Genomic DNA, 15,446 nt, shown 5'->3' with positions numbered 1-15,446 from the left:
GCTTAAGTGGGAATAGTCAGAACAAATAAGTTGAATTTATTTTATGGAAATGCTCAAGCACTAAAAAACATTAGTCTTGATATAGAAAAAAACTCTGTAACTTCTTTGATTGGACCATCTGGTTGTGGGAAATCCACATTTATAAGGACAATCAATAGAATGAACGATTTAATTGAAACAGTAAAAATTGATGGAGAAGTATTTTTTGAAGATAAGAATATATATAAAGATTATGATGTTATTGAGCTGAGAAAACGTATCGGAATGGTGTTTCAAAAAGCTAATCCTTTTCCAATGTCTATTTATGATAATATAGCTTATGGGCCAAGAATACATGGAATAAAAAATAGAGTACAACTTGATGAAATAGTTGAAAGAAGCCTTAGGGATGGAGCACTTTGGGACGAGGTAAAAGATAGACTTAAGAAAAGTGCACTTGGTTTATCAGGTGGACAACAGCAAAGGTTATGTATAGCAAGAACACTAGCAGTTGAGCCAGAAGTAATTCTTATGGACGAACCTACGTCAGCTCTAGACCCTATATCAACTTTGAAGGTTGAAGAATTAATGGATGAATTTAAAAAGAAATATACAGTAATAATTGTAACTCATAATATGCAACAGGCTGGAAGAATTTCTGATTATACTGCATTCTTCTTAAATGGTGAAGTAGTTGAAAGTGGAAAAACAGAAAATATTTTTTATAAGCCATTGGATAAAAGAACAGAAGATTATATAACAGGTAGATTTGGTTGATAAAATAGATTCCCTGGAGGTGAATAATTATGCCAAGAAAAATTTTTGACTCGCATTTAGAAGAACTTCATGTTGATTTACTAAGAATGGGAAGTATGGCTGAAAAACAATTATTTCAGTCTATTGAATCATTGGTTAATCAAGATGAGGCATTAGCTAGAAAAGTTATAGATAATGATGACATTGTTGATGATATGCAAAAAGACATTGAAAGTAAGGCAATAAGGCTAATAGCATTGCAACACCCGTTGGCTATTGATCTTAGAAACATATTTACAACTACTAAAATAGTAACAGATTTAGAGAGAATGGCAGATCATGCAGTTGATATAGCTAAAGTTACAAAACGTATAAAAAATGAAAAACCTATTAAAGCACTTTTGGATATTCCTAAAATGGCAAGTATTGTTAGAGAAATGATAAGAGAGTCTCTAGATGCATACGTAAATGCTGATGTTGAAAGAGCCTATGAAATATGCAAAAAAGATGATGAAGTTGATTATATTTACAAACAGGTTTTTAGTGATTTATTGCTAATGATGATGGAAGACCCTAAAACTATAAACCAAGCAACTCAATATATTTTAATATGCAAATACTTGGAGAGAATAGCTGATCACACTACTAATATATGTGAATCCACTATATATCTTGTAACTGGTGAGCAAATCGATTTAAATGAATAGTAGCAAAAACTTCTTTTACTTCATAAAAACTCCTTTTTACACTAGCTAAAAGGGAGTTTTATTTTTTTTGTATTCTTGACTAAACTTTTTTATTAATGTATATTACATAATGGTAGGTAAAAAACTGTTACATGGCTTATTTAGGAGAGTAAGTATGAAAAATGAAATTTTAAAGGTAGATAAAGGAAGTATTGCAGAAGAATTGGGTATTGAAATAGGCGATAGAATAATAAGTATTAATGGTACGGAAGTTACAGATATACTTGATTATAGATTTTTGATGTCAGATGATTATGTAGTGATAGAGCTAGAAAAAGTTAATATTAATGAAATTTGGGAGCTTGAAGTTGAAAAAGATTTTGATGAAAACTTTGGTATAGAGTTTAAGGACCAAATTATGGACGAAGCAAAAAGTTGTAAAAATAATTGTATATTCTGTTTTATTGATCAGTTGCCAAAAGGAATGCGTAAACCTTTATATTTTAAGGATGATGATTCTAGGCTTTCATTTCTACAAGGTAACTTTGTTACTTTAACAAATTTAACAGATGAGGATATAGACAGAATTATTAAATATAAAATAAGCCCAATCAATGTTTCGGTCCATACTACAAATCCAAATCTAAGGGTAAAAATGTTAAACAACAGGTTCGCTGGTAACATTATTGAGAGACTAGAAAAGCTAGCTAAGGGCAAAATTAATATGAATTGCCAAATTGTAATGTGTCCAGGAGTAAATGATGGAAATGAATTAAAGCGTACAGTACTGGATTTATATAAATTTTATCCATACATTAAAAACGTAGCAGCAGTACCAGTAGGTATAACAAAGTATAGGGAAGGTCTATTCTCTATGGAAATATATAATGAGAAATCTGCTAGTGCGCAGCTTATGTTAGCTAGCAAAATGCAAGATGAATTTATAAAAAAAATAGGTTCACCTTTTATAAGGCTTTCTGATGAATTTTATGTTGTTGCTAAAATGGATGTACCTGATAAAACTTTTTATAAAGACTTTGATCAACTTGAAGATGGAATAGGTATGATAAGGATATTTAGAGACAACATTGAAAAGTCTCTTAGTACATTGGATGGTAAAAGAAAAGGTGAATTTACATTAATTACAGGTTCGTCTGCCTATAAAGAAATTAAAGCAGCTGCTGAAAAGATATCATCAAAAAATCATAAAATAACTATAGATGTTGTTATGATTTTAAATAGATATTTCGGGGAGACTATAACTGTTGCAGGGCTTTTAACAGCTACGGATATTATAGATCAGCTTAAAGGTAAGGGTATTTCTAAGCATATGATTTTACCTGGCAATATGCTGAAATCTGGAACAGAAATATTTTTAGATGATATAACAATAAAAGATGTAGAAAAAAATTTAAATACAAAAGTTTTAGTTTGTGATTATACGGGAGACGATTTAGTCCAAATCATAAACGAATATTCTGAGGAGGATAATTAAATGGCAAAACCCATAGTTGCAATAGTTGGTAGACCTAATGTTGGAAAATCAACTTTGTTTAATAAGTTAGCAGGAAAGAGGATTTCTATTGTTCAAGATACACCAGGTGTTACAAGAGATAGAATCTATGCAGAAGCAGAGTGGTTAAATAATGTATTTACAATAATAGATACAGGTGGTATAGAGCCTGAGAGTCAAGATGCCATTGTAGCTCAAATGAGAAGACAGGCGCAAATAGCAATAGAAACTGCTGGTGTAATAATATTCATAGTAGACGGAAAACAAGGACTTACTGATGCTGACAATGAAGTTGCACTTATGCTAAGAAAATCAGGAAAACCAGTTGTACTTGTTGTAAATAAAATAGATAATCTGTCAGATGAGCAAAATGCCTATGAATTTTATAATTTAGGAATTGGGGAGCCTGTAACTATATCTTCAACCCAGGGGTTAGGTCTTGGTGATATGCTAGATGTTGTAGTTGGACATTTTAGTGAATTACATAATGCAAATGAAGATGATGATGTTATTAATATAGCCTTTGTTGGAAAACCAAACGTTGGAAAGTCATCTCTAATTAATAAACTACTAGGAGAAGACAGGGTTATTGTCAGTGATGTTCCAGGAACAACAAGGGATGCAATTGATAGCCATTTGGAAACAAGCATTGGTAAATTTACATTAATTGATACTGCTGGAATCAGAAGAAAAAGTAAAGTAAAAGAAGAAATTGAAAGATATAGTGTTATTAGAACTCTTGCAGCTATAGAAAGAGCCGATGTTTGCATACTAATGGTAGATGCTACAGAAGAACTTAGTGATCAAGATGAAAAAATCATAGGATATGCTCATGAACTTAACAAGGCAATAATGGTTGTTGTTAATAAATGGGATCTTATTGAAAAAGATGATAAAACAATGATAAATACAAAAAGAATACTTCAATATAAATTATCATTTATGGCATATGCACCATATATATTTATTTCTGCGCTAACAGGACAAAGAGCAGGTAAAGTTTTAGACATGGCTAAGGAGTGTTACACTAACTACTCAAGAAGAATCTCTACTGGTGTTTTAAATGATGTAATAAGTAAGGCAGTGCTAATGAAAGAACCACCAGTTATTGCACTTAGAAGATTAAAAATATTTTATGTTACTCAGGTTGGAGCTAAACCACCAACATTTGTTTTCTTTGTTAAAAACCAAACCTCACTTCATTTTTCTTATGAACGATATTTAGCAAATAAATTAAGAGAGAGTTTCGATTTTAGCGGAACGGGTATAAAACTTATATTCAGAGAAAGGAAGGAATAAAATGAAAAGAGTAACTTTCCTTGGCATTGGAAGTTTTGGAACTTCCCTTGGAATATTACTGGCTAGCTGTGGGCATAATGTAACAATATGGGGTAGAAACAAAGATGAGGTAGATAGGATTAAAAAGGATCGAATTAATAAAAAATATTTGCCTGATATAACTATTCCAAGTAACGTTATTATTACTAGTGACATAGATGAAGCTATTAAAGGAAGCCAGTATATAGTTCTAGCAGTTCCCTCCTATTCAATAAGGAGTGTATGCAAACTTATAAGTGATAAATTAAAAAAAGATCAGGTTCTGATTTCATTAGCTAAAGGGATTGAAGAAGAAACAAATCTAAGATTATCAGAAGTTATACAACAAGAAGCACCATTTAATCCAGTGGTGGTATTGTTAGGACCAAGTCACGCCGAGGAAGTTTCTCGTAATATTCCAACTACAGTTGTAGTTAGTTCTAAAGAAATGGAGTATGCTGGCAAAGTTCAGGATCTTTTTATGTCAAAATATTTCAGAGTATACACTAATGATGACTTAATAGGTGTGGAAATAGGCGGAGCAGTAAAAAATATAATTGCACTTACATGTGGAATTTGTGATGGGCTTGGTTATGGAGATAATACCAGGGCCGCACTTATGACACGTGGTATGAGTGAAATAATTAAGATTGGAACACTTCTTGGCGGTAAGCAGGAAACATTCTTTGGACTTACTGGAATGGGAGATTTAATAGTTACATGCACAAGTCTTCACAGCAGGAATAGAAGAGCAGGAATTCAGATTGGTAAAGGCATACCAGTGGATGAAGCTTGTAAGAACATAGGAATGGTAGTTGAAGGAGTTGCAGCTTGCCAGGCATTTTATGAATTAAAAGAAAAACTAGGTGTTTCTATGCCAATAACTGATGAACTTTATAAGATACTATTTAAAAATAAGGATATAAAAGAAGCAGCTCATTCCCTTATGAATAGAGACAAAAAAAATGAGATGTACTAGAATATTTCTTAATACATAAAACACCATATTTACTATTTAGTCATTAGTAAATATGGTGTTTTTTATGTAAAATTAATATTATTGTGGCATAATGATATTTTAGTAATAATAATGTAATCTAATTAATATATATATATCGTCAAATAATATATGGGAGGATATATTTTGGATAATTTTGATATATACAAAGACATTGCTGAAAGAACTCAAGGCGATATTTATGTTGGTGTTGTAGGACCTGTCAGGACCGGTAAATCAACATTTATAAAAAGATTTATGGATCTCATGGTTATTCCAAACATAGAGAATTCTTATAAAAAGGAAAGGGCTAAAGATGAATTGCCTCAAAGTGGATCTGGCAAGTCCATTCATACCACAGAACCTAAATTTGTTCCAAATGAAGCTGTAGAAATAAAATTTGGCGAAGGAATAAAATTTAAGGTTAGAATGGTTGATTGTGTGGGATATATAGTTAAAGGTGCACTTGGCTATAAAGAAGGAGAACGGGATAAAATGGTAAGTACTCCTTGGTATGATCATGAAATACCCTTTGAAGAAGCAGCAGAAATAGGGACAAAAAAAGTAATTAATGAACATTCTACCATCGGATTAATGGTAACTACAGATGGAAGCATCACTGATATACCTAGGGATGAATATGTTGATGCGGAAGAAAGAGTCGTTAGTGAGCTTAAATCTATTAATAAACCATTTGTTATATTACTGAATTCTGCCAATACTAACGCTCCAGAAACAATAGAACTTGCAAGCAATATGGAAACTAAATATGATGTTCCTGTACAAATAATGGATGTTCTTAATATGGAGCAAAGTGATATATCGGATATTTTTAATAGAGTTTTAAAAGAGTTCCCAATTAAGGAAATAAACATAGATGTTCCGGAATGGATCGAAAAGTTAGAATCAAAGCACTGGCTTAAAAATAATTATTGGGAACTTGTGAAAAATATGTGCAAAAGTATTAATAAAGCTAGGGACATAAAAAAGACTTTGGACGGGTTTACTAATGCTGATTTTATTGATTCTCTAAAAATAGATGAGATGAATATGGGAGATGGAACTGCACGTATTACATTATTACCTCATAAAGGAATATTTTATAAAGTGTTAAGTGAATATTGCGATACTGATATTTCGGGTGAAAGCCAGCTTTTAAATACAATGAGGGAATATCATGGTGCTAAGGTGGAATATGATAGAGTATCTCAGGCACTAAGAGAAGTAAGAGAGACAGGATATGGTCTTGTCGCACCACAACTTTCAGAAATGAAGCTTGAAGAACCCAAAATAGTTAAAAATGGTTCTAGGTATGAACTGAAGTTAAGGGCAAGTGCACCGTCATTCCATTTTATTAGGGCTGATATAGAAACAGAAATATCACCTATTATGGGAAATGAAAGGGAAAGTGAAGAGCTAGTAAAATCACTGCTAGAGGAATTTGAAAGTGATCCAGCTAAAATTTGGGAAAGTAATATGTTTGGCAAATCATTTGATCTCGTAGTTAAAGAGGGTCTGCAAAAAAAATTATTTAAAATGCCAGATGATGTGCAAGTAAAGATTCAGAAAACTTTGGAAAAAATCATTAATGAAGGTAACGGTGGGCTAATATGCATAATACTTTAACCTAAGTACTAGACAATTTAATGGCTTAATAAATTAAGAGTTAACAGTTAATGATCCTATTAGCTGTTAACTCTTAATTTTAAATTTGGCTAAGTGACAAGAAGTACCAATAAACATTATTTAGAAGGATAATTTATAGTAAAACACATAAATATGGAGTAAACACTAAAGAAATAAAAGAAAAGTCCTATAAAATGTTTAAAAATATGATATAATCAGTAATGGCAAAACATTGTACTTGAATTTTTATGTATAAAGTATGTATAATAAAAAGTATAAATTTATTGGTGTCACTTATGGAAGGATGATTTACTATGGTAAACAGTATGACAGGATATGGTAGAGAATTTTGTGAATCAAAAGTAAGAAACTTTACAGTAGAGATAAGGAGTGTAAACCATAGGTACCTGGATTTGAATATTAAAATGCCAAGAAGTTTGTTAGCCCTTGAAGACAGGATAAGGAAAATGGTTCAAGAGAACATAAGCAGGGGAAAAGTAGATATATACATAACACAAACAATTTTAGAAACGGAAAATTCAAAGGTAGTATTGAATAGAAACCTGTGTGACAGTTATGTAAAATGTCTAAATGAAATAAAAGAAATGTACGATATAAATGATAATATATCGCTTTCGTTGATTTCTAAATTTCAAGATGTAATAACTGTGGAAGAGCAAGATGAAGACATAGAAAGCATTTGGGGTATTTTAAAAGATCCATTAAAAGGTGCCTTAGAAATGTTAATCTCAATGAGACAAAAAGAAGGAACAGCACTAAAAAGTGATATTGAAACTAAATGTAGTGTAATAAAAGAATTAGTTGATTTAGTTGAAGAAAAATCCATTCATTCTATTGACCATTATAGGGAAAAGCTAAATACTAGGATAAATGACCTTATTTCAGATAAAAGCCTAATTGATGAAAACAGACTAGCAATGGAAGTTGCCATATTTAGTGATAAGGCTTGTATTGATGAAGAAATTGTAAGGCTTAAAAGTCACCTAGCACAGGTAAGTGAAAGTATAAATATTTCAAAGCCTATTGGAAGAAAATTGGATTTCATTGTACAAGAAATGAATAGAGAAGCAAACACTATTGCATCTAAGGCAAACGATGTAAATGTGATTCATATAGTCTTGGATATTAAAAATGAGATTGAGAAGATTAGAGAACAAATACAAAATATAGAGTGATTATAGGAGGAAAAAAAGTGGGAATAAGATTAATAAATATAGGATTTGGAAACATAGTTTCAGCTAATAGATTAGTTGCAATTGTTAGTCCAGAATCTGCACCTATTAAGAGAATAATACAAGAAGCAAGAGATAGAGGGATGCTTGTAGATGCAACTTATGGAAGGAGAACTAGAGCTGTTATAATTACAGACAGCGATCATGTAATACTTTCAGCAGTTCAACCGGAAACTGTAGCAAACAGATTATCTTCTAAGGAAGAAGATGCTACAGATGAGGTAGAAGAATAATGGCGGATAAAGGACTGTTGATAGTATTATCAGGCCCATCCGGAGCAGGAAAAGGTACCATTTGTAAAGCTTTATTAAATAGGCAAAAATTTTGGCTATCAGTATCGGCCACTACTAGGGAGCCACGGAAAGGTGAAATTCCTGAACAAAGCTACCATTACATAACCAAAGATCAGTTTAAAACAAAAATAAAAAATGATGATTTCTTAGAATATGCAGAGGTCTATGGTAATTTTTATGGAACACCAAAATCTAGTGCCATAGAAAAAATTGAAAAAGGCGAAAATGTGATCTTGGAAATAGATATTCAAGGGGCATTAAAAGTTAAAGAAAATTATCCAGAAGGTATATTTATCTTTATTTTACCACCATCTATGGAAGAATTAAAAAAGAGAATTATAGGAAGAGGCAGTGAAACAGCTGAATCGTTAGTAACCAGATTTAAGGCAGCTTATAAAGAGGTTAATTATGTGTCAAAATATAATTATGCTGTAATAAATGATACAGTAGAAGAAGCAGTTAGCAAAATAGAAAGTATCATAGTTGCAGAGAGATGCAGAGTAGATAGAATGAAAGACAAGATTTTAGATTCAAAGGAGGGTATAATACATGAAAGATTCTATGATTAATCCATCAATAGTAGACTTAGTACGAATAGGTGTAGACAAATATTCTGTTGTGGTTATAACAGCAATGAGGGCTAGACAAATAATATCAGGATCAAGACCACTTATAGATAGCGATATAACTAAACCACTTACAATAGCAATTAACGAATTCTATGAAGGAAAATTTGATTTCACAGATCCTACCATTGAAGGGATAAAGTAAAATGTCTTCAAAAACAGTAATTGTATGTGTATGTGGTGGAATAGCTGCTTATAAAGCACTAGATGTTGTGAGTCGCCTTAAAAAGAAAAATTATAATGTTCATGTAATAATGAGTAAATCTTCAACTGAGTTTGTAACACCACTTAGTTTTCAGAGCCTAAGCCAAAATCAAGTAATTTGTGATATGTTTGAAGAACCAAAAGCTTTTGAAATACAGCATATTTCTCTTGCAAAAAAAGCAGATTTGATGCTCATTGTGCCAGCTACAGCTAATGTAATTGGAAAAATAGCAAATGGTATTGCAGATGATATGCTTTCAACTACGATTATGGCAACTAAGGCACCAGTGCTTTTTGCACCGGCTATGAACACTAATATGTACATGAATCCTATTGTGCAAGATAATATAAAAAAACTAAAACAATATGGGTATAAATTCATAGAGCCTAGCAGTGGTAGACTTGCATGTGGAGATGAGGGAATAGGAAAACTACCTGACACTGAATATATTTCACAGGTAGTAATCAGTTTACTTTATGATATTAAGGATATGGCGGGTAAAAAGATATTAGTGACAGCTGGACCAACGGTTTCACCCATTGATCCTGTGAGGTTTATAAGTAATAGATCTTCTGGAAAAATGGGTTATGCTATAGCAGAAGAGGCCAGAGATAGAGGGGCAGAAGTAACATTAGTATCAGGTCCCTGCGACTTGGACGCTCCTTTTGGAATTAAACTTATAAAAGTCATTACAAATGAAGAAATGTATAATGCAGTTTTACTAGAATTTGATAATAGTGATATTGTTATTAAGGCGGCTGCTGTAGCTGATTATAAAGCCAAAGTTTATTCCGAAAACAAAATAAAAAAGTCGGAGAATTCTTTAGTACTAGAGTTTGAAAGAGATATTGATATTCTAAAAACCTTAGGTGAGAGAAAAAAAGATCAGGTATTGATTGGATTTGCTGCAGAAAGTAATGATTTATTAGAAAATGCTAAGAAAAAAATAGCTAATAAAAATTTAGATTATATAGTTGCAAATGATATTACAGAAAAAGACACTGGCTTTTCAAGTAATGATAATTTAGTTACCATTTTAAGTAATCATGGTGAAATTTTCAAATTAGAAAAGATGCCTAAAAAAGCAGTTGCCAGAGAATTATTTAACTTATTAAACAGAAAGCGCTAAATGCGCTTTCTGTTTCTGTAATTCCTATATTTTCATGGGTAAAAGGGTGATTTAGTGCTTAAATTTGCTGGAGTTGTTATTAATAATGAATCTTCAAAAGTTGACAGAGTATTTACTTATAAAATTGCTGAAACTATTGTAAGTTCTATAAAGCTAGGACTTAGGGTAAAGGTGCCCTTTGGCAGGGGTAATAGGGTAGTTGACGGATTTATAGTTGAACTTTTTGAAAACTGTGAAAATATAAGTAACATCAAAGAAATTATATCAATCTGCGATGATTTTACAGTAATTAGTGAAAATGATATTAAGCTTATAACATTAATGCGTGAAAAATATATGTGTACTTATCTAGATTGTATTAAACTAATAATGCCAACAGGAATCACACGAGGAATGAATCAAAAGGTTAAAAACGTGGTTTCTTTAAAATGCGAACTTTCTGGTAAATACCATAAAGATCCATATGAAAACATATATACAATTGTAAGTGATAATGATGGAATATACACTAAAAGTGAGCTTAGCAAAAAATTTAATGTGTCATTGTCTTCAATTAATACATTGGTTAAGTATGGATTTTTAACTTATGATGTTAAAATAGTAGATAGATTTAATGAAAGAGTTTATGAAAATTATAGTGAAAGAAAACTTAATGTTAGCCAAAAATCTGCAACTCAAAAAATAATGAATGATAAAAACAATAAATTTCTCATTCATGGTATTACTGGTAGTGGAAAAACTGAAATATATATGCAACTAGTAAGTCTAATGATAGACAAAGGCAAAGAGGCCATAGTTTTAGTTCCAGAGATAGCATTAACCCCACAGATGATTGAAAGATTTAAAGGAAGATTCGGAAAAAATATAGCCGTATTTCACAGTAGGTTATCTCAAGGCGAAAGGTATGATGAGTGGTTAAGGGTTAAAAGCAAAAAGGTCAAGGTTGCTGTTGGCGCAAGATCAGCACTGTTTTTACCATTTTCAAATTTAGGAATAATTATAATAGATGAAGAGCATGAGTTAAGTTATAAATCAGATGTAACTCCTAAATATAATGCTATAGATGTAGCTATGATGAAAGCGGACTTAGAAGATTGTAAATTGGTTTTAGGTTCTGCCACTCCATCCATAGAAACTTATTATAAATGTGAAAATAAAGAGATTGAGCTAATCGAATTAAATGAGAGGGCCGATGGAGCAAAACTTCCTTCTGCTACTATTGTTGACATGAGAGAGGAACTCTTAAATGATAATAGATCAATGTTTAGTGGAGTTTTAAAACAGGAAATTACTACAGTGCTAGAAAAAAAAGAGCAGATAATTTTATTTATAAATAGGAGAGGACACTCCACTTTCGTATCCTGCAGAAAATGTGGTTATGTGTTCAAGTGTGAGCATTGTGATATAGCTCTTACATACCATAGCGATAGCAAAAAACTTATATGTCATTATTGTGGTAGTGTTAAAAGTTTAAGCGCTACTTGCCCAAAATGTGCTAGCAAATATGTTAAGTATTTTGGAGTAGGAACTGAAAAAATAGAACATGAGGTTTGGAAAACATTCCCTGATGCTAAAACAATACGAATGGATTACGATACAACAAGAGGTAAAAATTCTTTTGAGCACATATATAATATATTTAAAAATGGTGATGCTGATATATTGATTGGTACACAAATGGTTGCAAAAGGTTTGGATTTTAAGAATGTAACATTAGTTGGGGTTATAGCTGCAGATTTATCTTTGAATTTACCAGATTATAGAGCCAATGAGAGGACTTTTCAGCTAATCAATCAGGTTTCCGGGAGAGCTGGCAGGGGATCAAAACCAGGCAAAGTAATAATACAAACCTATGATCCAAGTAGCAGTGCCATAATTGCAGCTTCAGAAAATGATTATCAAGGGTTTTATAAAGAAGAAATACAGATGAGAAAATTGATGGATTACCCTCCATTTAAAAATATATTATTAATAAATTTGAGTAGTAAGTTTGAAAGCTTATTAATCAAAAATATACAGAATATTGGTATATTGTTAAAAGACATTTTACAAAAGTGTAGTAATATTAAAATGTTAGGACCATGTCCCTGTTCTATTTCTAAAATAAAGGAAATGTATAGGTGGCAAATTATTTTAAAAGGTAATTTTAACAGCAAATTTTCAAATGACATAAAAAAAATTGTTTATGATGGAATAAAAAATGATTATAATAATATTAGAGTAAATATGGACATTAATCCAACTAGTTTATTATAGGTGGAAAGTTATTAGGAGGTAATTAATATGGCATTAAGAGAAATAAGAACTTTAGGCGATGATTTGCTCAGAAAGAAGAGCAGAAAAATAGAGGTAATAAACAAAAGAATTTTAACTTTAATTGATGATATGAAAGAAACGATGTACAATGCTCATGGTGTAGGACTTGCTGCACCTCAGGTTGGAGTATTAAAGAGACTCGTGGTTATAGATGTAGGTGAAGGGCCTATTGTTTTAATAAACCCAGAAATACTTGAAACAAGTGGATCTCAAATAGATGAAGAAGGTTGTCTAAGTATACCTGGTAGAGAAGAAGAAGTTGAAAGACCAAACTATGTAAAAGCAAAAGCATTAAATGAAAAAGGTGAAGAAATTATAATTGAAGGAGAAGAACTACTTGCTAGGGCGATTTGCCATGAAATAGATCATCTCTTTGGAGTATTATTCATCGATAAGGCATTAAAAGGAGATGAATAATAATTGGATATAATATTTATGGGTACACCGGATTTTTCAGTGCCATCCCTAAAGAAAGTTATAGAAAATTATAATGTTAAGGCTGTATTTACTCAACCTGACAAACCAAAAGGAAGAGGCAAAAAAATGTGTGCGTCCCCTGTAAAGGAAGTAGCACTTCAAAGTAATATTAAGGTTTATCAGCCTGTAAAGATCAAAAATGAATCAGAAATCATAGATAAAATTAGAAAAATAAAACCTGACTTTATAATTGTAGTTGCTTATGGACAAATTTTATCAAAAGAAATATTAGATATTCCTAAATATGCTTGCATAAATCTACATGCATCTTTACTTCCAAAACTCAGGGGAGCAGCTCCTATAAATTGGGCAATTATAAACGGTGAAAAGTTTGCTGGTAATACTACTATGTTAATGGGTGTAGGACTTGACACTGGTGATATGTTATTACGACAGCAGGTGGAAATAACTGAAGAAATGACAGCAGGGGATTTATACCACATTCTTAGGAATAAGGGTGCGGATCTTCTTGTAGAAACAATTGATAAATATTCCAAAGGAATTATAGAGCCAGAAAAGCAGAAAGATGAGCTTTCAAATTATGCGCCAATGATTACAAAAAACACAGGGAAAATAATTTGGAACTCAGCAAGTAAAAAAATTGAAAATTTAATAAAGGGTTTGAATCCAAATCCATTAGCATACACTAGCTATAAAGGTAATATCATGAAAATCCATAAGGCGAAATCTATGGACGTGGATTCTAAAAAGGTTCCAGGTACAGTCTTAAAAGCAGATAAAATGGGAATACTAGTGGCATGCAAAGAAGGAAGTTTGCTCATAAATGTCATTCAATTTCCAGGTAAAAAAGCTATGAATGTGGAAGACTATATAAGAGGAAATGATATAGAAGAAGAAACCGTACTTGTTTAGATTTGTAAAATAGTTATTAGCATACTTAAAAGTGAATAAATTAAAATTGAAATTGAGGTAATTGAATGGATAAATGTAGAGTCGTAGCTTTGAATGTTTTAAATGGTGTTATAGGTGAAGGTGCTTATTCTAATATATTATTAAGTAAATCTATCAATGAGTCTGATTTAAATGAAAAAGACAGGGCACTAGTCACTGAAATAGTGTATGGTACATTAAAGTATAAATATACTATTGACAAGATACTTATGTTTTTTATAAATAGAGACCTAATTAAATTGGATATTTCTGTACTCAATATGTTAAGAGCATCCATATACCAAATTAAATATTTGACTAAAGTCCCTGAATTTGCTGTAGTAAACGAAGCTGTAGACATAATAAAAAAATTAAATGGTATAGGTGCCTCTAAATTTATAAACGGTGTTCTTAGAAATTATCTTAGACAAAAAGATGCAAATTTTATAGGTGAAAAGGAAATAGAAAAAATTTGTTTTCAGTATTCTTTTTTGCCATGGATGGCAGAGCTTTTTATAAAACAATATGGAAATGAAAAAGCAATGGAAATCATGCAGGGTAGTAATGAAGTACCAACAGTATCAGCTAGAGTCAACGTGCTTAAGACTAGTTATGATAAGGCAATTGAAAGGCTTAAAACGGATGGATTTTCTGTTGAAGAAGGTTATGCAAGCCCTGAGGCTATAACAATAATTAAAGGAAAAAACATTGAACACAACAAGTCATTTATTAGTGGGTATATAACCGTTCAAGATGAAAGCGCTATGCTTGTGGCACCTTCCATGGAACTTACGGATAATATGATTGTTTTTGATATGTGCAGCGCTCCAGGTGGTAAAACTACGCACATTTCAGAAATAATGAACAACACAGGTAAAGTTACTGCTTTTGATATTCATAAAAACAAATTGAGATTGATTGGTTCAAATGCTGGGAGACTAGGCATAACAAATATTAAATTAACTGAGATGGACAGTAGCAAATATGATGAAAAATTTTATGAGGTTGCAGATAGAGTTCTAATTGATGTTCCATGTTCAGGACTTGGGTTAATCCGAAAAAAACCTGAAATAAAATGGACTAAAAGCGAAAGAAACCTGCGAGATATATTAAAACTTCAAAGAGATATAATGGAGACATCTGCGAAATATGTAAAAAAGCATGGCGTTCTTATGTATTCTACTTGTACGCTTAATAAAGAAGAAAACGAAGATAATTTAAATTGGTTTTTAAATATACATAAAGATTTTGAAATAGAACCTTTGTATTTTGGTAAAGCACCAAATATAATGTATAATAAGAGTGGATCAGTAACTATAATACCAAATAAATATATGGATGGTTTTTTTATATGTAAATTAAGAAAGCATGGTAGGTGTTAA

15 protein-coding genes are annotated in these 15,446 nt (G+C 31.5%); all 15 read left to right on the top strand.

Annotated features, from left to right (window positions below):
* Window positions 1-6 precede the first annotated feature (6 nt).
* The 15 genes from pstB to rsmB all read left to right on the top strand — a co-directional run bounded on the left by pstB (window position 7) and on the right by rsmB (window position 15,446).
* Window positions 7-756: a phosphate ABC transporter ATP-binding protein PstB gene (pstB, locus tag BR66_RS0107470; RefSeq protein WP_026882358.1), complete on the top strand. Its 750-nt coding sequence runs from the start codon at window positions 7-9 to the stop codon at window positions 754-756.
* A 29-nt stretch (window positions 757-785) separates the two neighbouring features.
* Window positions 786-1,442 carry a phosphate signaling complex protein PhoU gene (gene phoU, locus BR66_RS0107465; protein ID WP_026882357.1) on the top strand — a complete coding sequence of 219 codons (657 nt, stop codon included), beginning with the start codon at window positions 786-788 and terminating at the stop codon, window positions 1,440-1,442.
* 154 nt (window positions 1,443-1,596) lie between these two features.
* A complete protein-coding gene (locus BR66_RS0107460; protein WP_026882356.1) occupies window positions 1,597-2,916 on the top strand; it encodes a DUF512 domain-containing protein in 1,320 nt (439 codons plus the stop codon).
* Window positions 2,917-4,233, top strand: coding sequence for a ribosome biogenesis GTPase Der (gene der / locus BR66_RS0107455; protein WP_026882355.1), 1,317 nt, complete (start codon window positions 2,917-2,919; stop codon window positions 4,231-4,233). It begins immediately after the preceding gene.
* A gap of 1 nt (window position 4,234) precedes the next feature.
* Complete coding sequence (locus BR66_RS0107450; protein ID WP_026882354.1) at window positions 4,235-5,230, top strand: NAD(P)H-dependent glycerol-3-phosphate dehydrogenase; 996 nt, start codon at window positions 4,235-4,237, stop codon at window positions 5,228-5,230.
* 165 nt (window positions 5,231-5,395) lie between these two features.
* Window positions 5,396-6,874: a stage IV sporulation protein A gene (gene spoIVA / locus BR66_RS0107445; protein ID WP_026882353.1), complete on the top strand. Its 1,479-nt coding sequence runs from the start codon at window positions 5,396-5,398 to the stop codon at window positions 6,872-6,874.
* Window positions 6,875-7,188: 314 nt separating this feature from the next.
* The gene (locus BR66_RS0107440) at window positions 7,189-8,070 is read left to right on the top strand and encodes a YicC/YloC family endoribonuclease (protein WP_026882352.1); all 882 of its coding nucleotides are present in this window, start codon (window positions 7,189-7,191) and stop codon (window positions 8,068-8,070) included.
* 17 nt (window positions 8,071-8,087) lie between these two features.
* The gene (gene remA / locus BR66_RS0107435; protein WP_026882351.1) at window positions 8,088-8,360 is read left to right on the top strand and encodes an extracellular matrix/biofilm regulator RemA; all 273 of its coding nucleotides are present in this window, start codon (window positions 8,088-8,090) and stop codon (window positions 8,358-8,360) included.
* Complete coding sequence (gene gmk / locus BR66_RS0107430) at window positions 8,360-8,989, top strand: guanylate kinase (protein WP_026882350.1); 630 nt, start codon at window positions 8,360-8,362, stop codon at window positions 8,987-8,989. The genes remA and gmk overlap by 1 nt, the downstream gene beginning before the upstream one ends.
* The gene (rpoZ, locus tag BR66_RS0107425) at window positions 8,970-9,191 is read left to right on the top strand and encodes a DNA-directed RNA polymerase subunit omega (RefSeq protein WP_026882349.1); all 222 of its coding nucleotides are present in this window, start codon (window positions 8,970-8,972) and stop codon (window positions 9,189-9,191) included. Before gmk ends, rpoZ begins: the two co-directional genes overlap by 20 nt.
* Before the next feature lies 1 nt (window position 9,192).
* Window positions 9,193-10,380, top strand: a complete 1,188-nt coding sequence (coaBC, locus tag BR66_RS0107420) for a bifunctional phosphopantothenoylcysteine decarboxylase/phosphopantothenate--cysteine ligase CoaBC (protein ID WP_026882348.1) — start codon at window positions 9,193-9,195, stop codon at window positions 10,378-10,380.
* Window positions 10,381-10,434: 54 nt separating this feature from the next.
* Window positions 10,435-12,636, top strand: coding sequence for a primosomal protein N' (priA, locus tag BR66_RS0107415; RefSeq protein WP_026882347.1), 2,202 nt, complete (start codon window positions 10,435-10,437; stop codon window positions 12,634-12,636).
* Window positions 12,637-12,663: 27 nt separating this feature from the next.
* Entirely contained in the window at window positions 12,664-13,113 is a 450-nt protein-coding gene (gene def / locus BR66_RS0107410) for a peptide deformylase (RefSeq protein WP_026882346.1), read from the top strand.
* An 18-nt stretch (window positions 13,114-13,131) separates the two neighbouring features.
* Window positions 13,132-14,046 carry a methionyl-tRNA formyltransferase gene (gene fmt / locus BR66_RS0107405; RefSeq protein WP_035795728.1) on the top strand — a complete coding sequence of 305 codons (915 nt, stop codon included), beginning with the start codon at window positions 13,132-13,134 and terminating at the stop codon, window positions 14,044-14,046.
* Window positions 14,047-14,111: 65 nt separating this feature from the next.
* Window positions 14,112-15,446 (top strand): 16S rRNA (cytosine(967)-C(5))-methyltransferase RsmB, encoded by a 1,335-nt coding sequence (gene rsmB / locus BR66_RS0107400; RefSeq protein ID WP_026882344.1) that lies wholly within the window; start codon window positions 14,112-14,114, stop codon window positions 15,444-15,446.

Source organism: Clostridium akagii DSM 12554 (assembly GCF_000686725.1).
Lineage (GTDB): Bacteria > Bacillota > Clostridia > Clostridiales > Clostridiaceae > Clostridium_I > Clostridium_I akagii.
Note: the sequence above shows the minus strand (reverse complement) of the source record. Positions and strands in the feature narration are given on the sequence as shown.